15 protein-coding genes, 1 tRNA gene, 1 other RNA gene and 1 pseudogene are annotated in these 24423 nt (G+C 62.2%); 5 read left to right on the top strand and 13 right to left on the bottom strand.

Annotation, left to right across the window (positions count from 1 at the left end):
• Nucleotides 1–90: 90 nt before the first annotated feature.
• The 3 genes from topA to BTIS_RS04850 form a co-directional block, all read right to left on the bottom strand.
• A complete protein-coding gene (gene topA, locus BTIS_RS04860) occupies nucleotides 91–3054 on the bottom strand; it encodes a type I DNA topoisomerase (RefSeq protein WP_094663209.1) in 2964 nt (987 codons plus the stop codon).
• A gap of 150 nt (nucleotides 3055–3204) precedes the next feature.
• Entirely contained in the window at nucleotides 3205–4512 is a 1308-nt protein-coding gene (locus BTIS_RS04855) for a phosphatase PAP2 family protein (protein WP_094663207.1), read from the bottom strand.
• A gap of 360 nt (nucleotides 4513–4872) precedes the next feature.
• Nucleotides 4873–5319 (bottom strand): nucleoside 2-deoxyribosyltransferase, encoded by a 447-nt coding sequence (locus BTIS_RS04850; protein ID WP_094663205.1) that lies wholly within the window; start codon nucleotides 5317–5319, stop codon nucleotides 4873–4875.
• Between the two features lie 165 nt (nucleotides 5320–5484).
• Here BTIS_RS04850 and BTIS_RS12300 point away from each other — a divergent pair.
• Nucleotides 5485–5583 (top strand): annotated as a pseudogene (locus BTIS_RS12300) (transposase-like zinc-binding domain-containing protein); the annotation flags it as partial.
• Between the two features lie 285 nt (nucleotides 5584–5868).
• On the opposite strand, the gene BTIS_RS04840 reads toward BTIS_RS12300, so the two are convergent.
• From BTIS_RS04840 to ffs, 3 genes are all read right to left on the bottom strand, one after another.
• Nucleotides 5869–5942 (bottom strand) — tRNA-Arg (locus BTIS_RS04840).
• A gap of 326 nt (nucleotides 5943–6268) precedes the next feature.
• A complete protein-coding gene (gene uriH / locus BTIS_RS04835) occupies nucleotides 6269–7219 on the bottom strand; it encodes a uridine-preferring nucleoside hydrolase UriH (RefSeq protein WP_094663201.1) in 951 nt (316 codons plus the stop codon).
• 511 nt (nucleotides 7220–7730) lie between these two features.
• Nucleotides 7731–7825: signal recognition particle sRNA small type (gene ffs / locus BTIS_RS04830), an RNA gene on the bottom strand.
• Between the two features lie 173 nt (nucleotides 7826–7998).
• Between ffs and glf the strand changes: the two genes are divergently transcribed.
• Complete coding sequence (gene glf / locus BTIS_RS04825; protein ID WP_094663199.1) at nucleotides 7999–9180, top strand: UDP-galactopyranose mutase; 1182 nt, start codon at nucleotides 7999–8001, stop codon at nucleotides 9178–9180.
• A 127-nt stretch (nucleotides 9181–9307) separates the two neighbouring features.
• Here the strand turns inward: glf and BTIS_RS04820 are convergent, their stop codons facing one another.
• Nucleotides 9308–11533 (bottom strand): LTA synthase family protein, encoded by a 2226-nt coding sequence (locus BTIS_RS04820; protein WP_223848209.1) that lies wholly within the window; start codon nucleotides 11531–11533, stop codon nucleotides 9308–9310.
• Between the two features lie 256 nt (nucleotides 11534–11789).
• Here BTIS_RS04820 and BTIS_RS04815 point away from each other — a divergent pair, with 256 nt between their 5' ends.
• Nucleotides 11790–14159: a transglycosylase domain-containing protein gene (locus tag BTIS_RS04815; RefSeq protein WP_094663197.1), complete on the top strand. Its 2370-nt coding sequence runs from the start codon at nucleotides 11790–11792 to the stop codon at nucleotides 14157–14159.
• 295 nt (nucleotides 14160–14454) lie between these two features.
• Here BTIS_RS04815 and leuA read toward each other — a convergent pair whose 3' ends face one another.
• The 3 genes from leuA to BTIS_RS04800 all read right to left on the bottom strand — a co-directional run bounded on the left by leuA (nucleotide 14455) and on the right by BTIS_RS04800 (nucleotide 18930).
• Nucleotides 14455–16374 carry a 2-isopropylmalate synthase gene (gene leuA, locus BTIS_RS04810; RefSeq protein ID WP_094663195.1) on the bottom strand — a complete coding sequence of 640 codons (1920 nt, stop codon included), beginning with the start codon at nucleotides 16372–16374 and terminating at the stop codon, nucleotides 14455–14457.
• Nucleotides 16375–16704: 330 nt separating this feature from the next.
• A complete protein-coding gene (locus tag BTIS_RS04805) occupies nucleotides 16705–17547 on the bottom strand; it encodes a LuxR C-terminal-related transcriptional regulator (RefSeq protein ID WP_245819303.1) in 843 nt (280 codons plus the stop codon).
• Nucleotides 17548–17619: 72 nt separating this feature from the next.
• Nucleotides 17620–18930 (bottom strand): sensor histidine kinase, encoded by a 1311-nt coding sequence (locus BTIS_RS04800; RefSeq protein ID WP_094663193.1) that lies wholly within the window; start codon nucleotides 18928–18930, stop codon nucleotides 17620–17622.
• Nucleotides 18931–19207: 277 nt separating this feature from the next.
• Here BTIS_RS04800 and BTIS_RS04795 point away from each other — a divergent pair, with 277 nt between their 5' ends.
• Both BTIS_RS04795 and BTIS_RS04790 read left to right on the top strand, forming a co-directional pair.
• Nucleotides 19208–20605 (top strand): PspC domain-containing protein, encoded by a 1398-nt coding sequence (locus tag BTIS_RS04795; protein ID WP_158216846.1) that lies wholly within the window; start codon nucleotides 19208–19210, stop codon nucleotides 20603–20605.
• A gap of 70 nt (nucleotides 20606–20675) precedes the next feature.
• Nucleotides 20676–21635 carry a phage holin family protein gene (locus tag BTIS_RS04790; RefSeq protein WP_094663189.1) on the top strand — a complete coding sequence of 320 codons (960 nt, stop codon included), beginning with the start codon at nucleotides 20676–20678 and terminating at the stop codon, nucleotides 21633–21635.
• Nucleotides 21636–21820: 185 nt separating this feature from the next.
• Here BTIS_RS04790 and BTIS_RS04785 read toward each other — a convergent pair whose 3' ends face one another.
• The 3 genes from BTIS_RS04785 to BTIS_RS04775 form a co-directional block, all read right to left on the bottom strand.
• Nucleotides 21821–22447, bottom strand: a complete 627-nt coding sequence (locus tag BTIS_RS04785; RefSeq protein WP_094663187.1) for a DUF5701 family protein — start codon at nucleotides 22445–22447, stop codon at nucleotides 21821–21823.
• Nucleotides 22448–22697: 250 nt separating this feature from the next.
• Nucleotides 22698–23768, bottom strand: coding sequence for an aspartate-semialdehyde dehydrogenase (locus BTIS_RS04780; protein WP_094663185.1), 1071 nt, complete (start codon nucleotides 23766–23768; stop codon nucleotides 22698–22700).
• 54 nt (nucleotides 23769–23822) lie between these two features.
• A complete protein-coding gene (locus tag BTIS_RS04775; protein WP_169713058.1) occupies nucleotides 23823–24386 on the bottom strand; it encodes an ACT domain-containing protein in 564 nt (187 codons plus the stop codon).
• Nucleotides 24387–24423 lie beyond the last annotated feature (37 nt).

Raw genomic sequence — 24423 nt, 5'->3', positions numbered from 1 at the left:
AAACGTTGAAATTACAATGTTTATACAACTGTATTGCTCGGGTATACATGGCCCACGTAACGCAAGATACGGCCCACGTAACGGTTACGGTTACTTCGACGCCGACGACGTTGACGTTTTCGACGCCGTGGTCTTGGTCGTCTTCTTGGCGGTCGTCTTCCGGGTCGTGGTCTTCTTCGCGGTCGATGTCGACTTCGTCGACTTGCGCGCGGTCCGGCGCTTGGTCGGACCAGCGGCACGCTTCTCGGCGAGTAGACGGAACGCCTCCTCCGGGGAGATCGACTCGGGAGTGAACTGCCGCGGCAGCGTACGGTTCGTCTCACCGTCGGTGATGTACGGGCCGAAACGACCATCCTTGATCGTCACCGGCTTGGCGGTGTCGGGATCGGGACCGAGTTCACGCAGCGGAGGCTTGGCCGCCGCACGACCACGTCCGCGACCGTACTTGGGCTGATCGAACAGTTCCTTCGCCTTGGCCAGATCCACAGTGAAGATCTCGTCCTCACTACCCAGCGATCGGGTCTCGGCCTTGCCGCCCTCGACGGTCTTGGTCAGGTACGGACCGTAACGACCGTTGTTGGCCTCGACCGTGGCCTTCGTGATCTCGCCGGTCTCCGCATTCGCCTCCTCAAGCGTGCCAACGAATCGGGGCAGGCTGAGTAGCTTCAGCGCGTCGTCCAGCGACAGCGCCTCAGGATTCATGGTCTTGAACAGCGAGGCCATCTTCGGCTTGGGTGCGGCGCTCTTCTTGCGCGTAGTGCGGCGCTTCGGAGCCGGCTCACCCTTGGCGGCGGCCTCCTCGGCGGCCTTGCGAGCCTTCTCCTCAGCCTCCTTCTCCGCAGCCTTCTCGGCCTCGGCCTGCGCCTGCATCTCCGGCGTGATCAGCGCCACATACGGACCGAACCGCCCCTTGCGCAGTTCCACGGTTCCACCGGTGACCGGGTCCGTGCCCAGCACGCGGGGGCCACCGGAGTTCGTGGCGATCAGCTCATGACCGACCTCGGGCGTCAGCTCGTCGGGGGCCAGCGTGTCGGGAATCGACGCATGCTTCGGATTGCCCTCGTCGTCAAGGTTCTTCGTGTCCTCAAGATACGGACCGTATCGTCCCACGCGCACATGCAGTCCGTCGCCGATGTCGATCGTGTTGATCTCACGCGCGTCGATGTCACCCAGCTGCGCCACCTGCTGCTGCAGGCCCTTATGCGCGGTCTCGGGCGAATCCACCGTACCCTCGCCGGTGCCGAAGTAAAATCGCGTCAGCCAGTCACGGCCGCTCTCATGACCGCGCGCGATCTGATCAAGACCGTTCTCCATCTGCGCGGTGAACTGATAATCCACATACTGTGGGAAATTCGTCTCAAGCAGTTTGACCACAGAGAACGCCAGCCAGGACGGGATCAGCGCACGGCCCTTCTCATACACGTACCCGCGATCGATGATCGTGGAAATGATGCTCGCATACGTGGACGGGCGACCGATCTCCTTGGCCTCCAACGTCTTGACCAGCGACGCTTCGGTGTAGCGCGCCGGCGGCTGAGTCTCGTGGCCTGCGGAATCGACGTCGACGGCATGCAGCGCGTCGCCCACGGCCATCGGCGGCAGCGATACGTTCTCGGTGTCCTTCGCAGTCTTGCCCTTGCCGTCATCACCACCGTTCTTGCCGGCGGCACCGGACGCGGAACGCACTCCCCCGTACACCTCCATGAAGCCCGGGAACTCGATCACCGTGCCGGACGCCTGGAACAGCGCCTCGCCGTGGGCACCGGAGTCGGCCCCCAGACGGACGGTTGCGGTGGAACCGGTGGCGTCGGCCATCTGCGAGGCGAGCGTACGACGCCAGATCAGCGTGTACAGCTTCAGCTGGTCCGGCGGCACACGGCTCGCCAACTCCTCCGGGGAACGGAACGTGGAACCCGCCGGGCGGATGCATTCGTGCGCCTCCTGCGCACCCGCGGTCTTGGTCACATACTGCTTCGGGCTGTCCGACAGGAACCGTTCGCCGTACCGCTTGCTCACCTCGTCGCGAGCGGCGGCGATGGCCTCCTGCGACAGCGTGACCGAATCGGTACGCATATACGTGATGTAACCATTCTCGTACAGGCCCTGCGCGGCACGCATGGTGGCACGAGAACTGAATCCAAGACGATTGCCGGCCGTCTGCTGCAGCGTGGACGTAGTGAACGGCGGCTGGGGACGACGACGATACGGCTTGGTCTCCAGAGATCGCACGACGAACGGCACGTCACGCACGGCCTCGGCGACGGCGTTGGCCAGCGACTCGTCCATGACGACCGGCTCGTCCTTGCGCGCTGCGTCGGTGAGCTGCCCGTCGGCACCGAAATCCTTGGACACGGCGAGACGACGGCCACCAAGTGAGACAAGACGCGAATCGAATCCGGCGTCCACATCACCGTCCGCGGCCACCAGCGTGGCGAGCACATCCCAGTACGAGGCGCGAACGAACGCCATGCGTTCGCGCTCGCGCTCGACGATCAGTCGGGTGGCAACGGACTGCACGCGGCCGGCGGACAGGCCCGGCCCAACCTTGCGCCACAGCACAGGGGACAGCTCGTAGCCGTAGAGTCGGTCGAGCACACGACGGGTCTCCTGTGCGTCGACCATGTGCCCATCCACGTCTCGCGTGGCGGTGAGTGATCGTTTGATCGCCTCCGGCGTGATCTCGTGGAACACCATGCGCTTGACCGGCACCTTGGGCTTGAGCGTCTGCACCAGATGCCAGGCAATGGCCTCTCCCTCGCGATCCTCATCAGTTGCGAGATAGAGTTCGTCGGCGTTCTTCAACGCGGACTTGAGTTCGGCCACCGTGGACTTCTTGTTGTCGTTGACGATGTAATACGGCTCGAATCCATCGTTCACATCGACGCCGAACTTGCCGAACTTCTCCTTGCGGCTGGGCGGAACCTGCGAGGGCTGGGCCAGATCACGGATGTGGCCCACCGACGCCATCACCTCATACCCCTTGCCCAGGTAACCGCCGATCTTCTTCGCCTTGGTGGGCGACTCGACGATAACGAGCTTGGTGCCGTCAGTCATGGTCTCTCCTTCTTGGTCAACTACAGTGCATAATAACCATGACCTCGCCCGGTTTGACGAATCGGCAGTTCGAACACGTCGTTGGCGTGATGCCGATCACGGCAGGTGGCGGCGCGGCGGCGCGGCGGCGCGGGCGGGCCGATCGAAGCGTCAGCGCTTGCGCGGCGGCGCGGGCGGGGCACCCACCAGACCGATCTTGGACAGCGGAGCGGCGGTGATGTGACGCATGGCGAGCATGAGTCCGAACGTGAGCATCACGGACCCGCAGATCAGGATGCCTGCCGATCCGTGCGCCGCCGAGGATGCCCATTTGGCGCTGTACTGCAGGCCGGGCGCCAACTGCCAGACCACGTACAGGCCGTAGGCGAGCGCCATGATGCCACCGGCGATCATGACCGTGCCGACGATCTGGATGCTGGCCGACGATGCACGAGTGCCCGGCTCGTCCATGCCCGACGAACGAGTAACCGCCAATGCCAGGAACGCCAGTCCGGAGGCAAGCGCGACCGCCATGATCACGTCGCACGGACGATGCCATGCGCCGACCAGCAGCGCCATGCCCGACAGGGATGCGTATACGGCGGCGACCACGGCGACCAGTGCGCGCCAGACGCGCGGCACCACGCACAGCAGGGCGAGCGCGGCCACCACGACCATGGTCATGTGACCGGAGGGGGCCGTGTTGCCTTCGGTTTTGATCATCGATACGTCGTAGACCTGGCGAGGCAGCAGTTTCTTCAGCAGTTCGGCGGCGGCAAACGCGACGATGGCGAGCGTGACGAGCTGTCCGATCACGAGCCAGCGTTTGCGTGCGATGGCCACGATGAGCGCCACCACGCCGAAGACGATATCGGCAAAAGCCATGACCGGGATGGACGTCGGGCCAAGTGTCACGGATGCGGCAAGCGGCGCGCATAGGGCGGCGAGCCAGCCCGGAAGCGCGTTGGCGAATCCGTCGACGGCGAGATTGTCGTATTCCTGGCCGCCCACGGTTCCCACGCCCACCAGATACACGACGGCGGCGATGGCGAGCAGCACCAGACCGAACACCACGCAGAGCACCACGCTGGATATGCGGGGACGGCTGATGAGCAGGTCATCGGACCGGTCGCGTGGCATGCGAGGGTCCACGGAATCGTCGGTCGCCGCGGATTGACTGAGGCCGCGGCCTCGTTTACCGCGTCTGGTGACGGATGCATCGTCATCGTCGTCTGCAACCTGTGCGAGGGATGCGAGAGCGCTTGACGGCTCCCCTTGCAGTCCAAGCGCCTCAGCCTCAAGCGGGGACAGGGCGCCGGGAGTTCCGGGACCCGACGTGTTCGCCACGTTTGGAGCCATTCCCGCCGATCCCGGATTGCCCGAGGAAGCGGCCGGCGGGAACGACTGCGTGGCGGAGGAATCGTCGGGTTCCGGATCCAACGGTTCGAAATACAGATTCGATGGCTTCTTGTCACTCATAGTCATGACTTTAGAGCCGACGGGGCCCAAACCGTTGCAGAACCGCTGTCCGTGAGGCTATCCCCCGCTCGCTAGGCAGAATATACGAATCGCCGAGGTCTTTCCCCTCTTCGCTAGGCAGACGCTCCGACGGTAACCGGCATGGTTTGGCCATTATTCAACGGCTGTGGTGCGATCCCACCGGGGTTCTCCTGGCTTGGGTGCCTACCGAACGAGGGTTAGAAGTCTGCAAAGCCGCGAAAAGACCTAGCGAGCGGGAGATAGGACGGCAGGGTGGGGAGACAAGGCGGAACGGAACCCATCACGTCTTGCGATGACGACGCGGCGACGCCTCCATCTGGCCAAGATTGAGCGAGACGATCAGAAATCCTTGAGGACGGGGTCCGTATGCTCGCCGGTCTCCAGGAATCGTGCCAGATCCTCGGCGGAGGTGAAGATGGCATCCACGGACTGGGAGATCATGATGTTCACGGCGCCACCATCCTTGAGGCCGTCAAGGTAGGCGTACACGGGTTTGCCGATGCCGTGCGCGTAGCCGATTTCGAACATCGTGCCCGGATCGTCGTCGATCAGATTGGCGATCACGGCCTTGGCGCTGCGGATGCCTTCGACATCGGCCTCGAAGCAGGCCTTGGCACCGATGGCGGCGAGATCGGACTCGAAACGCGGCTTGAACAGCTTCTTGCCGTGGGATTCCAGCGTGGCTTCAAGGCGTTCCATGCTGGTCACCTCGGCGGGGTTGAAGAACGGGCCGGCGGCGTAGAAATCGTACTCGGTGTTTGTCGTGTTTGTCACGGTATTGGTCATGCGCCTCATTGTAGGAGTACGAATCATGGAAGTCCGGGTTATAGGAACTTTTGTGGTGCTTATAACTGGCATCTGGCCTTGTGACAGTAGGCGTGTCGGCTGGTTATTTTCGACGGCGGGAAAATAGCCGGCTTGTGCCATGGGTCGGGTGGCGGGCTGGATGTCGTGAGAACGAAATCCAGCAAGGCGAAGAAGTGCCCGATCTGCGGTCGGGCGATGAAGAAGAACGGCAGGACCGCGAAGGGCACCCAACGGTGGAAGTGCTCATCGGACGCACGCATACGGCAAACAAGCATCGGAGAGGATACTCCGTACTCATCGGACGCACGCCTATGCCGAACAAGCACCGGTGATGGCCAAGGTCATAGGCCGCAAAGTGTGTGTCCGGGGACGGATGCCCATTCGACTCCGAAAGGGTCACGTCGCCTGCATTCACACCAGCCGAGACAAGGCCCTACGCCCCAAAACGGACACGTTCTGGCCTGTAACCCAAAAAACAACGCTGAAAATTGGAAAGGCCTCGGACACTATTGTTTCCGAGGCCTTAAGTGCGCCAGACAGGATTCGAACCTGCGACCTTCTGATCCGTAGTCAGATGCTCTAATCCGCTGGGCTACTGGCGCATGTCGCCTTCCCGAAGTCCCCTTCGTGAAGCAACTCGAATACAATAAGTCCCAGATGAATTTTATGCAAATTCGATGTTACGTACGGAGTGTCGCCAATAATCCCAATGGTTTCCGCCTGAGAGCGATAACATACGGTCACCTTCCCACCACCGACACCATGCTGCTTGACCCCATCCCCATTTCTTAGTGTGATCACACTAAGAGAGCCGTGCCGGATCCATGGCAGCCGAAAGGGTGCCGCCCGTCGGGTATATGCCCGACGGGCGGCGCTATCGCTCAACTGCGGCAACCGCAGCAACGGCACCGCACATCAGACGGCAAAGTCAGCCGATGGCCTTGATGGCGTCGATGATCAGACCCCAGAATCCCTCGAAGTCCAGCTTCACAGCCACCTGCGTGTGGCATTCCTCAGCACTGGGCTCCGGCCCACGCAGATCAGCGACGGTCATGCCCGTGGTCAGCGCGCCGTGGATCTCCACGTCCACCGGGCAGCGACGGGTGGCCACCACGGATGGGTCGATCAGGTAGGCGACGGTGCAGGGATCATGCACCGGCGGATCAACGAAGTCCTGATTGTTCTTGTACGCCTCACGGAAGAAGTCCATGAGCCCACTGGCGAACTTGGACAGATCAGTGCCGATGGCGTCGATGCGCGACTGCACATCGGGGGTGCACAGCGCCTGATGCGTGAGATCAAGGCCCACCATGGTGATCGGCCAGGACTCGTTGAACACGATGTGTGCGGCCTCGGGGTCGGTGGCCACGTTGAATTCGGCGACCGGCGAGCAGTTGCCCACGTGATAGCCGCCACCCATGAGCACGACCTCCTTGACGCGATCGACGATGCGCGGCTCCATGCGCACGGCCAGCGCGATGTTGGTCAGCGGGCCGGTGGGCACGAGGGTGATGGTCTTCGGCTCAGCGTTCATGATCGTGTCGATGATCCAGTTGACGGCATGGCCAGGGTCGAGCGGACGGGTGGGCTCGGGCAGCTCCACGCCGTCGAGGCCTGTGTCGCCGTGCACTGCGGCGGCCACCTTGAGCGGACGGACGAGCGGGCGATCAGCACCGGCGTGCACAGGGATGTCGGTGGCGTGCGCCGCCTCGAGTACGGCGCGGGCGTTGTAGGTGACCTTGTCGAGGCTCTGGTTACCACCGACGGTGGTGACACCGAGCAGTTCGATCTTCGGATTGCCCAGCGCCAGCAGAATCGCCATCGCATCATCGTGGCCGGGGTCGGAATCAAGAATGATCTTCGTCGGGTTCTCTGCCATATTCGCTCCTTCACGAATCACGTGCACTACGTCACTGCCATTGATGCATTTATAGTCGTTACCGGGAATCACATCACGGAAATCCGCTTGATAAAACGTTACACCAACTATAGTACGACACGACCGGTCCCAGTAACGCACAACAACACAGGGGACGACATGGTAGAAAACAGTATCGGATCCGAGAACACAGCATCATTCTCACGACAAACACCGCAAGCATAGGCCTATCTTCGAGTTCTGTGCGGATTCCAGGACCCTGCGGACACCAATCTTCGAGTTCTGTGCGTTCCAAAGCAGATATGCGAAGTATGAGGCTTGAAATTCCAACGTTTGTACTCGGGATTTCCGATTCAGACCGCACAGAACTCGAAGATTGATATCTGCATAGGTAGCGAATCCGCACAGAACTCAAGGATTGGCCACCGAGATCACATTCCGCACCGGCATCTGGCCACGGCACAGCCACGTCCGAGAACAACTACAGCCGAGAATAAAAAAGAAGAGAAAAAGAGAAGACCCCTACGCACCCGACAGAGACCACTTACCCTTGCTGCATTCCTGCCCTGGGGGAGTTGGGCGGCATGACGCCGCGTAGGAGCCGAATTCACACTATACCGCACATCCACGGACATCGCTACTCCGGCGCGGCATGACGCAGGCCCACGCGGGCCCACGCCCCCGCCCACATTGGAATACCCAGTACGATGGAACGGCACGGTTTCAAACACAATCGCGCATAACCGCGCGTCTGCCATGAGAGAAGTCGAGGACCATATATGATCACCACCCCCGTCAACGCCGATCTCGTCATCGTGGGAGCGGGCCTGTTCGGCCTGACCATCGCACAGCAGGCGGCCGAACATGCCGGCGCCCGCGTGCTGATCATCGACGTACGAGACCACATCGGCGGCAACGCCTACTCGTACTTCGACAAGGAGACCGGCATCGAAATCCACAAGTACGGCGCGCATCTGTTCCATACTTCGAACCGTCGCGTGTGGGAATACGCCAACCGGTTCACCGAGTTCACGGATTACGTGCACCGCGTGTACGCCACGCATGACGGCGAGGTCTACCCACTGCCGATCAATCTGGGCACGATCAACCAATTCTTCCGCGCGCACTACACGCCCGACGAGGCCCGCACGCTGGTTGAGCGCCAGGCCGGCGAGCACGCACACGGCATAGCCAGAAACCTTGACGAACAGGGTCGGAAGCTCATCGGCCAGCCGTTGTACGAGGCGTTCATCAAGAACTACACGGCCAAGCAGTGGCAGACCGATCCAAGTGAACTGCCGGCCGCCATCATCAAGCGACTGCCCGTACGATTCAACTACGACAACCGGTATTTCAAGGACACGTGGGAGGGACTGCCGAAGGACGGCTATACCGCGTGGTTCGAGCGAATGATCGCCGATCCGCGCATCGAAGTGAAGCTTGGCGTGGACTTCTTCGACGAGTCGCAGCCGCTGAACAAGCGCGCGCTGGCCGAGGCCGGTGTTCCCGTGATCTACACCGGCCCGATCGACCGGTATTTCGATTATGAGCTGGGCGCGCTGCGCTGGCGCACCGTGGACTTCACGGAACGCCGTTACGACGAGGATGACCACCTCGGCTGCCCGGTCATGAACTATTCCGACGCGGACGTGCCGTACACGCGTGCGATCGAGTTCAGGAACTTCAACCCGGAACGCGCCGCATCGTATGCGCCAGGCAAGACGGTGGTGTGGGAGGAGTATTCGCGGTTCGCGACCCGCGACGACGAGCCCTACTACCCCATCAACACCCCCGAGGACCGGAACACCTACGATCAGTATCGAACCAAGGCGCAGCTCGAGCCGAACACCGTATTCGGCGGACGTCTGGGAACGTACCAGTACTACGACATGCATCAGGTGATCGACACGGCGCTGACCGCCTACGTGGAGGAGGTCGCCCCGCTGCTCAACCGCTGGTGACGCAGAACGCAGACCCCCCTAAAACACCTAAAACGAGACGGCCTTGCCGGGATATATCGAACTCCCGGCAAGGCCGTCTGCTGTTATATCAGTTGCATGCCGACGCCATTACGCCGACACCCCGCGCTCACTGCGCGGAGTTCTGCGTGTTCTGCCCCTCCTGCTGGCTGGCGGCAGCGGCGGCCAGCTTGCCGTTGACCATCGGCACCTCGCCTGCGTTCTTGGTGCCCACCGGCAGCTTGGCAGCCTCCTCGGCGTCTTCCAGCGCTTCGGTCTTGGGCAGCGACATGAAGTCGAGATCCTTGAGGTACCCCTTGCCGGCGGTGATGTCGTACTGGATGAGCCTGTAGTCCTCGAGCAGCTGCCGCGTCGCCTTGTCGGCCTGCGTGATGTCCACGCGGTTGCCGTCCTTGTCGAGGTACAGCGCCTGACCGTCGGGGATGCGCGACCAGCTCTGGATCTTGTTGACCACCGGCGGTTCCATCGCGGGCACCTTGTCGTGCAGCTGGGTGAGGAACGCCAGGTACGGGCTCACCTTCGCGTTCATGTGTTCGGCCGCCTGCGCCATGAAATAGTTCGGCGAGGTGTATGCGGTGGTCGAATCGGGCAGTTTGGTGCCGTGCGATCCGGACGCCTTGTTCGACCAGATGAAGTAGTCGGTCTCGTGCAGCGCCACCGAATTGTCGGTGTTTTCCGAGGCGGACGCGTATGCGCCGGGCAGATGGTCCCCGTAGAAGATCACGGTGATCGGCTTGTCGATGTTGTCAAGCTGGTCGAGGAACGCCTTGGTGGCTTCGTCCGTGTATTCCACGCCCTTCGCATACGTCTGGATCTGTGTGGTCTCATCGAGGCCCAGCGGATCACCGGTGGTGCTCGTGGCCTGGAATTCGTTATTCGAATACCAGTTGTCGTAGCTCATATGGTTCTGCATGGTGAGCACGGACAGGAACTGGCTTTTGCTCGTGTCGATCTTCTCCAGCAGGCTCTGGTAGGCGTCGGAATCCTTCACATACGGCGACGAGTCGATCTTCGACTGGTGGGCGATCACGTCCGGTTCGTTCAACGTCCAGAAATGCCTGAACTTGAACTTCTTGTAGTTCGACGACCGTGAGTACATCGACGATTCGTACGGATGGAACGCCTCGGAATCCTTGCCGTCGTTCCACAGCTGATTGAACGTGGGCGTCCAGCCGAGTTTGGGGATCAGCTGCTGGTACGGGGAGCTGAGCGATGCGTCGAAGTTCGCCATCGACAGACCGGTCAGCGCCATGAACTCCATGTTCGCCGTACCGCCACCGTAGCCTGCGGACAGCATGAGACCGGACGTGGTCTGCGACTTGATGGCGCGCACGTTCGGCATCGGATCCTTGTTGAGCGCCAGTCCCGGCACTCGCGTCGGATCGGAGAACGATTCCGACAGCACCATGATCACCGTGCTGTCCTCAAGATTGCTTTCCCGGGTCTGATTGATCTCGTTGGCCGCCTGCGTGTACCGCTTGGCGACCTGAGCCATCGTCTTCTCCGAATAGTTCGCCGGCTCGTCCATGACCTTCGGATTGACGAATCGCTGGAAGCCGATCAGCGTGCCGTTGGCCTGCGCATCGATCACCGAATCCCACAGCTTCGGCGAATCGCCCAGCGTCTGCGCGAAGTTGTACGACCACGATCCGGTGTTGGCCAGACCGGCGGTGAACAGACCGAGGAACAGTCCCGGACATACGATGAGCACCACTCGCGCGACGGCGGTTTTCGCCCGACCGTGCAGATCGATGAATCCACGTCGTCCGTCACGCTGATGCAGCGAATAGCCGATCACGATCATGGCAAGGAAGAAGATGGCCGCATCCATGAATACTCGGGACGATCCCGTGGGGATGAACCCGAGCATGCTGCCGGCGTCGCTTTTCAGGAAGCCCAGATCGGATGGCTTGATCGTCTCGTATCGGACCATCACCTTGAACCGATCCGCGACGGCGCAGAACCCGACGATTGACAGAAACACCACCGATGCGATCCAGAACCGATTGACCAGCACGATCAGAATCAGATACACCACCGCCAGAATCAGCAGATTAAGCAGGAACTGATACTCGTTGCTCGTCCACATCTTGGAGATGAATCCACCGAATCCACGCAGCGGTTCGACCGTCCACACGCTCCACTGCAGCAGGCCCACCGCGACGATGTCGACCATGAGGAAGGAGACGAGATAGAACCGCCATCCGAACGGCCTGGTACGGGGTCGTCGCAGGTCGAAGTCGGCGATGTCCACGTCGGACGAGTCGATCACGCCATCGGCGGCGGTATCCCCGGTGGTGGCCTCCATCTCGGTTTCTTCGCGTACCTCAGTCACTCGCGGCACTCCTTATCATCGTCGTCAGGTTAACGCCGGCTGACATTCTGATCAACAGGCAATTAAACACACCAACGTTAGCCCACCGAGTGGTCAGTCGCTACGCGGCGGATTGAATACCCCATGAACTTCCACAGCCCGGCGCAACACCGATTGGCAAAACACGCCGTGCAAACGCCCGAAAAACGTACGAATCCTATGAACATTCCCAAAATTCGCCATGAAATCGCAAGTTTTCGGGGGTAGCCTGACCCTTATGGCTTCTCAGACTCCTCGATCCATACGATCCGGCTCTTCGGCCGCGACCGGCGAAGCGGCATCGACCGTTCGCCCCTCCAGGCGACATAGCTCGCACAGGCCGCCGAAGAAGCAGAAGAAGCATCGTATCCTCAAGGGCTTCCTCATCTTCATCGCCGCATGCCTCGTGGCGGGAATCGGACTGTTCGCGTTCATGTACATCACCACCAAGGTCCCCAATCCGGAGGATGTGGCTCTGGCGGAGAAGACACGCGTCTATTATTCCGACGGCACTACCGAGATCGGCACGTTCGCCGAGCAGAACCGAGACATCATCGACTGCTCCGTACTGCCCGACTATGTGGGCAACGCGATCGTCGCATCCGAGAACCGTACGTTCTGGACGGACCGCGGCATCGACATCAAGGGCATCAGCCGCGCACTCATCAACAACGTGACCAAGGGCACGCGTCAGGGCGGCTCCACCATCACCCAACAGTACGCGGAACGCTACTATCTGGGCGAAACCACCACGTACAAGGGCAAGGTCAAGGAGGCGTTCCTGGCCCTGAAGATCGCACAGACCCAGGATAAGGACACGGTGCTGTGCAACTACATGAACACCATCTATCTGGGACGCAACGCATACGGCATCCAGGCCGCGGCGCAGGCGTACTTCGGCAAGGACGCGAAGGATCTCACGCTGTCCGAGGCCGCGACGATCGCCGGCATCATCCCCTCGCCGAACAACTGGGATCCGGCCGTGAATCAGACGATGGCCCAGCAGCGCTTCGACCGCGTGCTCAGCATCATGCAGGAGGACGGCTACATCACCGCTCAGGAGAAGAGCGAGGCGAAGATGCCCGACACGGTGCAGCAGTCCACCGACAACATCTATCAGGGCACCAAGGGCTACCTTCTCAAGATGGTGCGCAACGAGCTCGTGGCGTCCAAGGCATTCACCGAAACCGACATCGACACCGGCGGCTACAAGATCATCACCACGATCGACAAGACGCGGCAGGATGAGATGTACAAGGTGGTCAGCCCCACGGCCAATTCCGACACCGTGCCGGAGGGACTTGAGGCTGGCGGCATGAGCGTGAACCCGAAGGACGGCTCGATCATCTCGCTGTACGCGGGCGAGGACTACCTCACGCACAGCCTCAACAACGTGACCCAGTCCACGTTCGAGGTCGGATCCACCATGAAGCCGTTCGCGCTGCTCGCCACCGTGCAGAAAGACGTGAACCTGAGCACCACGTTCAACGGCAACTCGCCGCGATCGTTCCCCGGACTCACCACGCCGATGAACAACGCCGGCGGCGTGAGCTACGGCTACATCGATCTGTACAAGGCCACCGCGAACTCCGTGAATACCGTGTACATGGATCTTGCGCAGCATCTCGGCTCGCAGACGATCATCGACACGGCTAAGACCGCGGGTATCAAGGGCACGATCACCGATGACTCCTATACGGTGCTGGGCAACTCCGGCCTGACCGTGTACGACATGGTGCGCGGCTATTCCACCATCGCCAATCAGGGCCAGAAGGTGTCGCTGCACATCGTGAACAAGGTGACCGATGGCAGCAACAAGGCCCTGTACACGTCCTCCACGTCGTCCGAGCGCGTGTTCGACGCCAACGACGTGGCGCTGGTGACCAAGGCCATGACCGGCACCATCCAGTCCGGTACGGGTAAGGAAGCCAGGTCGATCGGCATCACCATGGCCGGTAAGTCCGGTACGGCAAACGACAGCAAGGCGGCGAGCTTCGTGGGCTTCACGCCCTCCGTGCTCACCTACATGGCCATCTGGTATCCGGGCAGCGACGGCTCCGCACAGGAGGTCCCGACCTTCGCCGGCTACAGCCACGGTTCGGGATACCCGGCGCATATGTTCACCCAGTACATGAAGCAGGCGCTGGCGGATGCCAAGGATGAGGACTTCCCCACCGCCAAGGACACCGGTACCATCGGCGGCCCCGACGGTACCTGGGGAACCGGCAGCAGGAAGAGCTCCTCGTCGTCCGGCTCGTCGTCCGGCAGCACCAGCAAGAACCAGTCCGACAGCACCGACACCACCGGTGAAGGCACCTCCACCGGAACCGAGAACAGTGGTGGTACGGGAACCGGCACTGAGAACGGCACGGGAACCGGCAACACCGGAACCGGAACCACGCCGAGCACCGGAACCGGCAGCACCGGTGGCACCGGCACGGGCGGCGGCACGGGAACCGGCACCGGGTCCGGAACCGGCAGCACCGAGAACGGTACCGGAACTGGTGGCAACACCGGCGGCACGGGAACGGGCGGTGGCACGGGAACCGGCAACACCGGAATCGGAGACGGGAATATCAGCGTTCCCGATATCAACATCGGCAACTGATCCGGAGGCTGGTTGTGGGTGCACGTTGATTGGTTGACTGGTTGTGCACGTCAACGAACATTCACAACCAGTCAACTGAGTGCCAGCCGTCAAGTGCCAGCCGTCAAGTGCCAAGTGCCCGAGACATGCCCACAACGTCTACGCACACAGCCCTAACGGCTAACGACTAACGCCTGAGGGTCCGATCCCATTACAGGATCGGCCCCTCAGGCGTTTTCATATCGTATTGTGGGCTCCTCAGCCGCCGCCCCGTCAAGCACGACGGAGCGCGGCATCGGCGGAACCTATCGGAACATCAGCGCTCGGAGCGGTTGACCGCGGAGATGATGGCCTTCAGCGAGCTGGTGATAATCGACGAATCGATGCCCACACCCCAGATCACCTGGGATTCGGGCTTCTCACCGATCTCGGCCTCCACGTAGGAAGCGGCCATGGCGTCGGTGCTGGCGGTCATCGTGTGCTCCACGTAATCCATCACGGACACGTCGATACCCAGCGAGGAGATCGCGTTGATGAACGCGGCGATCGGGCCGTTGCCCACACCGGACAGGTCACGCTCAACGGGTTCGGCATCCGGAGTGGTGCCGCGATCGAGCAGACGGGCCTTGAGCACGGTGTCGGAGCCGTCCTCACCGGACGAGACGGACACCTTGAGCAGCTTGAGACGACCCCACTGCTTCAACGAAGCATCGGACGTGTCGCCCACCACATGACCGGCCGCAGTGGTGCCGCCGGACTCCACCGGAAGGTACTCGTCCTTGAACAGGCGCCAGATGTCCTCGTCCTTGACTTCCTTCTTGGTGTCGTCGGCATACTTCTGCACGATCTTGTCGAACTCCACCTGCAGACGCTTCGGCAGGTCGAGGTTGTGGTTCGTCTTGAGCAGGTAGGCCATGCCGCCCTTGCCGGACTGCGAGTTCACGCGGATGATGGCCTCGTAGGTACGGCCGATGTCCTTCGGATCGATCGGCAGGTACGGCACGAGCCACACGAACTTGTCGAGATCGGCGTCGGCGCGGTCGGCAGCCATCTGACGGGCCTCCAGACCCTTCTTGATGGCGTCCTGATGCGAGCCGGAGAACGCGGTGAACACGAAGTTACCCGCGTACGGATGACGCTCGGAGATCTTGATCTGGTTGCAGTATTCGACCGTCTTGCGGATCTCCGGCACGTTGGAGAAGTCGATCTGCGGGTCCACGCCCTGCGTGAGCAGGTTCAGACCCAGCGTGACGAGATCGACGTTGCCGGTACGCTCGCCATTGCCCAGCAGGCAGCCCTCGACGCGGTCGGCGCCGGCCAGCACACCCAGCTCGGTGGCGGCCACGCCCATGCCCTCGTCGTTGTGCGGGTGCAGGGACAGCACGATGGCGTCGCGGTTCTTCAGATGCGTGGACACGTATTCCACCTCGTCGGCGAACACGTTCGGCGTGGTCATCTCCACCGTGGCCGGCAGATTGATGATCATCGGGTGCTCCGGCGTCGGCTTGATCACGTCGATCACGGCGTTGCACACCTCGACGGCGTATTCTGGCTCGGTACCGGTGAACGACTCAGGAGAGTATTCGTAGTACAGGTCGATGCCCTCGGCCTCACCCTCGAGATCCTTGCACAGTTCGGCGGCGTCGGTGGCGAGCTTCTTGATCTCCTCGCGGTTCTTGCGGAACACGACCTCGCGCTGCAGCACGGAGACGGAGTTGTAGAAGTGCACGATGGCGCGCTTGGCGCCGCGAAGCGCCTCGTAGGTGCGGCGGATCAGGTGCTCACGGCACTGGGTGAGCACCACGATGGTGACGTCGTCGGGGATCAGTTCACGCTCGATGAGCATGCGGATGAAGTCGAAGTCCGTCTCGGACGCGGACGGGAAGCCCACCTCGATCTCCTTGTACCCCATGGAGACGAGCAGGTTCCAGAAGCGCAGCTTGCGTTCGGAATCCATCGGATTGACCAGTGCCTGGTTGCCGTCGCGAAGATCGACGGAGCACCAGCGCGGCGCACGCTTGAACGTCTTGTTCGGCCATGTGCGCTCAGGGAAGCTGAACGGCACCTGAAGTTCGTAGGATGCGTACTTGTTGTACGGCATGCGACTCGGCTTCTGCGGGGAGCCGATGAAACGAGCCGGAGGCAGCAGCGGGTCGTTGTTCCCTCCGTTGGATGCCGCCGCAGCAGCTGCAAGATCGAATACCGATTCCACGTCGGGGTTGTGATCCTGGCCCATATCTTCCTCCTTTTCTGATTGTTGTGGTGTAACCAAAATTCCAGTCTACAAGCCGGCAACAACAGAAACGCTGGGGGTTTACACTCCTCCCCATTCCTTAGTGTGATCACACTATCGTGACCAATGCCCCCCAAACGTTGAAATTCCAACACCCGCATTTTTTAGTGTGATCACACTACAGAGGGAGCGGTCTCATTTTTGGTGGTCTATCTCACTTTTCGGCTGTTCAGTTGCTTATGGAACGTTTCAGTTGCTCATTGGCCATTGCTTAGTGGCCACTGACCACTGCTCATTGACCACTGACACTGGCCGCTGACCACCGGTGCCGCATCAGACGATGCGACGATAGGCGGCCCAGCGGGCGAGTTCGCCGCGGTTGGAGAGCTGCAGCTTCCGCAAGACCTTGGAGACGTGCGTTTCCACGGTCTTGACCGAGATGAACAGTTCGGCGGCCACCTCCTTGTAGGAGTAGCCGCGGGCGATGAGCCGCATGACCTCCTGTTCGCGCGGGCTGAGCACGTCGATATCGATGTCGTCGTCCGGCACCGGTGCCGCAGTCGGCGTCGGCTGTGCGTAAGGGTTGTAGTCGGCGCTCGGGTCGGGCGTGGCACCCTGAACACCGCCCTGCGGACTGCCCGGACCAAGCGCATTGAGCACGAATCCGGCCAGCTTCGGACTGAACACCGCATAGCCCTCCGCCACCTGATGAATCGACGCGATGAGGTCCGGCGCGGTGATCGTCTTGGTCACATAGCCGCGGGCGCCGGCACGGATCACCGCGCCCACGTCGGTCGGCGAATCGGACACGGACAGTGCCAGATACAGGGTATGCGGCGCGTACGGCATGCTACGCAGAATGATCTCGGATCCGCCGCCGCCCTCGCCGCCGGGCACATGCACGTCGAGCAGCACCACGTCAGGACGGGTTTCGGCGATCATACGGACCGACGACTGCACGTCCCCCGCCTGTCCGACGATCTCAATGTCGTCGGAGCCGGCGGTGATGGCCGCGATCACCCCCGCACGAAACAGATCATGATCATCAACCACGCCGATGCGCACGGATCGTTTGACTGCCGTATCCGACTGGATTGCGGTCGTCTTGGGCGCCGACTGATCCGACTGTGCCAACCGACTTGACTGTGCCGCATCCGTCCCCATTGACTGCGTCATTCCCCGTTCCTCCTTGTCGTTCCTCGACATCATTCCTCACCTTACTGCGCCGCCGGACCGCGTCACGTTTCCTTACCGCTGCAACGGCTGGGAAAGACGGACCTCCGTACCCCAACCGGGCCGCGAGACGATCTCGGCCGTGCCCCCAGACCGCCGCATGCGGCCGATGATCGACTCCTTGACCCCAAGGTGCCCGGCCGGCAATGCGTTCACGTCGAAACCGTCCCCGTGATCGCGCACGAACACCTGTACTTTGACATCGTTCGCCTCCATATAGACGGAGATCGGCGGAGCGCCATGCCGGGCCGCGTTGGTCATGGCCTCGGCGGCGGCATCGAGCAACGACGATAATTCCTGCACCGTCGCGCATTCGCCGACAGTCACCACATCGATCGGGCGCTCGCACGAGTCCTCCACATTGGCGACGACGCGTTTGAGTACGCGGGAGAACGGTTCCGGAGCGGCGGCATTGCGCATGGATGCGGCCGGGATAGACGCGGTCACGGACGCGTTCGTAGACGATGCCGACGGGAATGCCGGCCGTTGAGGGATCGGCGAGGTACTAGGAAATCCCGCCCCGGATGCCATTGCCGCAGCGCTCATACCAGCGGGTCCCGCACCCGAAGACGCCGCTGCCGCGGATGCCGCGGTGGATTCCGGATCGCCGTACAGCCATTCGCGCAGTTCACGTTCCTGTGCGCGGGCGAGCGCCGCCACCTTGGCGGAATCCGACGATTGCAGTTGGATCAGGGCGAGCGTCTGCAGCACGGAGTCATGCAGTCGTGCGGCGATGTCGGCGCGGAGCTCCTCGCGGGCGGTCTGCGCCCGTTGTTTACCTAGATCGGCGATCAGGCTGATCCACCAGGGGGCGATGATGACGGCGAGCGCCGCGATCATGACGAGTCCTGCGAGCGCGCCTTTGAGCAGCGTTCCCAATTGCATGGTCAGGCTGAACATGACGAGGACACCGGCGATGGTGACGGCGATGCTGCCCGCGGTCACGACGACGGCGAATCTGCCGGTGTGGACTTCGGGGTGGAGCCGGTCGTCCATGATGAAGCTCATCTGTGCCCATCCGACGGCCACGCCGACGAATACCAGGGCGAGGCCGAGCACGATCTGTATGGGCAGCCCGGAGAGGATCCCCCAGACGCCCAGTCCGACGGCGAGTACGCCGATCAACGCGATGACCACACCGATGGTGGCCGGCCGGACCGGTCGGGTGGCGTTGGCCGCACGGCTGGCGGCGTCGACGAGCGAACTCAGCGTGGTGCGGCGCAACGGTGAATCGAATACCGGAGGGGTTGGCGGGGTCTGTGATGGCCTGGGATCCTGCCGATCCGTCGGCGGCTGCGTCGGCGGTATGCCATGCTGACCGTTCATTCACATCCCCCTTGCATATCTTCAGTTGCGGATCACCGTCATGATCATCACGAGTCGTCATGATTCAGGAACGACGATCGGTGTCGTCGCGGTTATCCTGCACTCCAGCGTAGCAATGCCGTTCGGGGTGATATGGGGGATTCGGGGTGCGTCCCCCATGGTTCAGGGTTCTTTCAGGGTGTTCCCCCATAGCGGTCGACACGATTCTGCGGTGGAATGGAATCAACAAGGAATCACGAGCGAACGATCCTCTGGGATCCTCAGGGAGATGAGCATCATGACGTCAAGCAATCCATTCAATCCGAACCAGTACGCCAATCCGAATCCGAACCCTCCGGCGGGCAGCCGGTTCTTCAACTGGGTCCGTTCGCTCGGGCTCCGTCGCAGCACCAACCGCTGGGTGGGTGGTGTATCCGGCGCGATCGCCAACCGTCTCGGCTGGGATCCGCTGATCATCCGCATCATCTGGTTCGCGTTCTTCTGCGCGGCCGGATTCGGCGCACTGCTCTACGGTCTGGCATGGTTTCTGCTCCCCGACGAGCGTGACGGCACGATCATCGCCGAGGACGCGCTGATCAACGGCCGGTTCCCCGCGCCGTTCTGGATGTCGATCCTGTTCATGCTCGTCGGCTGCCCCGGCAGTGTGTTCGCCGTGCCGTTCATTTCGATCCCGCTGTTCGTGGCGCTGATCGTCGCCGCGATCCTGCTGTACAACCGCGACCAGAACAAGAACCCCGGAGGCAGTCAGCCGAATCCCGACGCCGGTCCCGGCCCCGATTTCGGAGGATTCGGTGGCGGCGCGACCGACCCCGGCAACCCGACCAACTCAACGAACCCGACTCCGATGGGAGGCCCTGCGATGCCCACGCCGAATCCGAACCCCAGCACGCCGGGCGCGAACTACGGTCCGATGCCGCAGCAGCCGTTCACGCCGCAGCCCGGCCCGGCCCCGTACTACAACACCGCGCCGCAACCCGCACAGCCCAATGTGATCTACCGCCGCAAGCCCGCCGGCCCGGTGGTGGTGGGCGTCGTCTCCGGCCTGATCCTGCTGTCGCTGGCCGGCCTCATCGCGCTGATGGCGTTCGTCCGCCGCTTCGAACTGCCGAACGTGATCACGATGGTGTCCCTCTGGATTCTGGCGGTCACGTTCCTGCTCGGCCTGATCACGATCGTCGTCGGTTTCACCGGCCGCAAGTCCGGAGGCCTGATTCCGCTGACGATCGTGGCACTGATCGCCTCGATGTGCGCGTACGTCGCCCTGCCCGGCGCGAACTATGTGGCCGGATCGACCTACGGCACCGAAGTGACGTTCTCCGACCGCACCTACTATTCCGGTGATCTCGACACGTTGCAGAGCACCGGACTGGATATCGCGTTCTCGTCCGTCGAGCTCGACCTGACCGACTGGAGCAGCACCCATCCCGGGTCCAACTGCCCCACCGGCGATCTGGGCCTTGACATGGCCTTCTCTGACCTTGAGATCGAACTGCCCGCCGGGTGCCAGGTCGTGTCGAACGTCGACAACACGTTCAGTTCCACCATCAACTACGGCGCACTGAAGACGTGGGAAGACGCCGATCACGATAACGCGCTTGTGCTCACCGGAGACTCGGCCTTTTCCAACATCTCCGTCGGCACGTCCGATGGTCGTTTCAACGGATACGACGACTGAGCCGTTGCGCACAATCATCACACACGCAGTCATCAATAGTTTCGACGACGAGATTTTTTAAGGAGACATCATGACCACCATCGATCCGCAGAATGATCAGAAGACAACGGTGATGCCGGTCGGCGGCAACGGCACGGCTGATGGCAATGCCACGGTCAACGGCACCGGCACGGTCGGCGATTCAGCCAGCGAGGCACCCACGCAGACGCTCGACCCTGATCGCATCAAGGCGCAGAACGCACCGACGGAGACCATGCCGCCGGTGGGCGCAACGCCGATCGCCAGCACGACTGACGGCAATGGCGATACCGCCGACACGCTGCCGACGCAGCCGATCGTCGGCAAGCCCGACGTGACGCTTGCCGGAACGGAATACGAGCAGCCGGGCCCGTTCTCGCCGGAGACCACGCCGTCGTCGGTGTCCGAGGAACCGCTGCCGGCTGCCGAAGGCCCTGCAACCGCGCCCGCCGCCCCCGCTTCTCCAACACCGTTCCCCACGCCGGCACCCATGCCGAACCCAACGCCCACACCCGCACCGAGCCCGGAACAGGCATGGTCCGCGTCGCCGGAGCAGCCGATGAATCCGCAGCAGGCCGCGTGGAGCCAGCAACAGGCCGCCGCGCAGGGCTACGCGAACGAGGCTCAACGCAACAACTACCCCGGTTCCGGCAACACCGCGCAGGCCACGGCGGGCCCGCAGTATCAGAACTATCCGGGCTGGAACCAGTACGCGCCGAACATCGGCCAGCAGTATCCGCCGCGCATCGAATATCGTAAGGGCCCAAGCACGCCCACGATCATCTGGGGCGCGCTGATCGCACTGTTCGCGCTCGGCGGGCTCGGCGGCAGCTGGCTGTTCGGATTCTCCATGTCGTTGAGCATGTGGACGATCTTCGCAATCGTCGCGCTGGTGGTCATGGGCGTCACGCTCGTGATCGGCGGCGTCGCCGCCGCCATGCGACGCAGGAACGGCAACGGACGCACACCGAAGACGCGTGCACCGGGCGCGACGGGAGCACCGAAGGCCTGATCGGCGGTGTCAGACATCATGGTCTGAACATCGAACGTCACGGGCGGAGGCTCCCGCCAACGATTCCGCTCCCCACCCTCAACATCGAACGCCGTGTCCTCATATGACTCTTATGACTCCATATGAAGACACGGCGTTTCATTTGTCGAAAACGGCAGACAGCACATCACTTACAGGTAGTGGACTTACAGGTAGTGGAACAGCGACACGCCTCGACGACCCATGCAGTAGGCGTTGCCCAGCCACGTGTGCTTGCTGGTGGGCCATACGGCACCCAGTCGCGGCGCGTTCTGGCTCATCCATATGCTGGGCACACGGCCGTCGGCGCTACGCGATCCGAGCAGGTTGAATCCGTTCTTGTGCACCAGCCAATCGGGATGCTGGGTGGCGATGGCGAGGCCCTCCTCCAGCGTCAACGGCAGCCGGCCGTCGGATTCGACGAGCTTGCGCGCGATGTCGGGCTCACGATTCGTGTATCGGGTGCCGGTGTGCGGGTCCACGACGATGTAGAACGGGCCTTCCGGCGGCTCGAAGCCGTCCTGCGGCAGGAAACTGGCGATGTCGCGCGGCGGCATGGTGGTGAATCCGGCCATGCGATTGATGCTGGTTCGCGCGATCAGCGATTCCGGAGACACGAGTTCGCGCGTGGGGACAAGAAGAATGTTGGCGCCCAGATCGGATTTGGCCAGGGCGTTGATGATCGGCGTGGCGAGTGCACGGAATGCGGCGGCCGTCATATCGGCCACGTCGGGGTATCCCAGCGCCACGATTCGGTCGAGCTGCTTTTGCGCTTCCACGGATGCTTCAGACATATCCCCAGTATCTCAGCCGGGCAGACATCCGCAACGTCGGCCGGCCTGTTGCGGGATGATGTTGCGGGCGACCCGGACCGATCTCGACGTCATCCCAGACGAGCGGAAACCGATTCCGAACAGACGCGAACCAACGAGGACACAAACAACACAAACAACACAAACGATCGGCTCCCCGTTACGCAATCTGTGCAATCGCGCAACGGGGAGCCGATATGCCAATCCGGTGGCTGCCGGCGTTGGCCAGAGATCAGAGCTGATCGGCGAAGTGCTTCTTCGCCACGATCTCCGCAAGTTCGATGGCGTTGAGTGCGGCACCCTTACGAAGGTTGTCGTTCGTGATGAACATGGACAGGCCCTTCTTGCCGTCCACGGCCTGATCCTGACGGATGCGGCCCACGAAGCTCGGGTCCTTGCCGGCGGCGAGCTGCGGGGTGGGGATGTCGTTGAGCTCCACGCCCGGGGCCTTGGCCAGCACCTCACGGGCCTGATCCGGGGTCACGTCCTTCTCGAACTCGGCGTTGACGCTCATGCCGTGCGAGGTGAACACGCCGATGCGCACGCAGGTGCAGCTGGCCTTCAGGTCCGGCAGGTGCAGGATCTTGCGGCTCTCGTTGCGCAGCTTCTGCTCCTCGTCGGTCTCCTCGCTGCCGTCGTCCACGATCGCGCCGATGAACGGCACGGCGTTAAAGGCGATGGTGCGCACCACCTTGGTCGGCTCGGGGAAGTCGATGGCGGAACCGTCGAACACCAGCTTGTCGGCACCCTGCTCCACGGCGGCCTTGGCCTCGTTCATGAGCTGCAGCACGCCGGCACGACCGGCACCGGACACGGCCTGGTAGGAGCTGACGATCAGACGCTTGAGACCGAACTCGTCGGACAGCGCCTTCATGGCCGGCATGCATGCCATGGTCGTGCAGTTCGGGTTGGCGATGATGCGGTCCGGAACGTCGTCCAGATCCTCGGGGTTCACCTCGGCCACGACCAGCGGCACGTTGTCGTGCATACGCCACTGGGAGGAGTTGTCGATCACGTAGGCGCCGGCCTCGGCGAACTTGGGCGCCCACACCTTGGAGGTGCCACCGCCGGCGGAGAAGATGGCGATGTCGATGCCGGAAAGATCGGCCTTGGCCACATCCTCCACGATGATGTCGTGACCGCGCCAGTTGAGCACGGTTCCGGCGGAATGCGCGGACGCGAGGAAACGCAGATCCTTCACCGGGAAGTTGCGCTCGTCGAGAATGCGACGCATGACCATGCCCACCTGTCCGGTGGCACCCAGCACCGCTACGTTCACGCCTTTGTCATTGATCTGTACCATTGTGTGGCTCCTTTTTCTTCCGGCTGTAACGTCGTCTCGTTCAATCGACGCGAATCAGCGGCCGGTGCCGCCGTAGACCACGGCCTCAACCTGATCGGCATCGAGATTGAACTTGGTGTGGATGGCGCGCACGGCGTCGTCGAGATCCTCGAGCGGCACCATGGCGGAAATACGGATCTCGGAGGTGGAGATCATCAGCACGTTGATGTTCTTCTCGCTCAGCGCGCGGAAGAAGGTGGCGGCGATGCCGGAGTGGGTCTTCATACCCACGCCCACGAGCGCGACTTTGCCGACGGCGGTGTTGAAGTCCACGGACTCGTAGCCGATCTCGTCGCGCTTGGACTCAAGGACGTTCTCCACGTCGCGGATCTGCGATTCGGAGGCGGTGAACGACACGTCGGCGGTACCGGTGGATGCGGCGGCCTGTACGATCATGTCAACGTTCACGCCGGCGTCGGCCAGCTGAGTGAAGATCGACGCGCACATGCCCGGACGGTCGGGGATGCGACGCAGCGTGATCTGCGCTTCGGAACGATCGTGCGCGATGCCGGAGACGATCGGATCCTCCGGTCCGAGATCGGGGAAGAGATCGCCCATGGACTGGTTGTCGTTGCTCATTGTTGTCACCTTTATGTTTACGTGATTGTCGTGGTTC

This window comes from Bifidobacterium tissieri (assembly GCF_002259645.1).
Classification (GTDB): Bacteria; Actinomycetota; Actinomycetes; order Actinomycetales; family Bifidobacteriaceae; genus Galliscardovia; species Galliscardovia tissieri.
This window is presented reverse-complemented; position numbering and strand designations above follow the sequence as displayed.

Coding starts and splice junctions, on each gene's coding strand:
- topA (WP_094663209.1), bottom strand. CDS start 3,054: ATGACTGACGGCACCAAGCTCGTTATCGTCGAGTCGCCCACCAAGGCG.
- BTIS_RS04855 (WP_094663207.1), bottom strand. CDS start 4,512: ATGAGTGACAAGAAGCCATCGAATCTGTATTTCGAACCGTTGGATCCG.
- BTIS_RS04850 (WP_094663205.1), bottom strand. CDS start 5,319: ATGACCAATACCGTGACAAACACGACAAACACCGAGTACGATTTCTAC.
- uriH (WP_094663201.1), bottom strand. CDS start 7,219: ATGGCAGAGAACCCGACGAAGATCATTCTTGATTCCGACCCCGGCCAC.
- glf (WP_094663199.1), top strand. CDS start 7,999: ATGATCACCACCCCCGTCAACGCCGATCTCGTCATCGTGGGAGCGGGC.
- BTIS_RS04815 (WP_094663197.1), top strand. CDS start 11,790: ATGGCTTCTCAGACTCCTCGATCCATACGATCCGGCTCTTCGGCCGCG.
- leuA (WP_094663195.1), bottom strand. CDS start 16,374: ATGGGCCAGGATCACAACCCCGACGTGGAATCGGTATTCGATCTTGCA.
- BTIS_RS04805 (WP_245819303.1), bottom strand. CDS start 17,547: ATGACGCAGTCAATGGGGACGGATGCGGCACAGTCAAGTCGGTTGGCA.
- BTIS_RS04800 (WP_094663193.1), bottom strand. CDS start 18,930: ATGAACGGTCAGCATGGCATACCGCCGACGCAGCCGCCGACGGATCGG.
- BTIS_RS04795 (WP_158216846.1), top strand. CDS start 19,208: ATGACGTCAAGCAATCCATTCAATCCGAACCAGTACGCCAATCCGAAT.
- BTIS_RS04790 (WP_094663189.1), top strand. CDS start 20,676: ATGACCACCATCGATCCGCAGAATGATCAGAAGACAACGGTGATGCCG.
- BTIS_RS04785 (WP_094663187.1), bottom strand. CDS start 22,447: ATGTCTGAAGCATCCGTGGAAGCGCAAAAGCAGCTCGACCGAATCGTG.
- BTIS_RS04780 (WP_094663185.1), bottom strand. CDS start 23,768: ATGGTACAGATCAATGACAAAGGCGTGAACGTAGCGGTGCTGGGTGCC.
- BTIS_RS04775 (WP_169713058.1), bottom strand. CDS start 24,386: ATGAGCAACGACAACCAGTCCATGGGCGATCTCTTCCCCGATCTCGGA.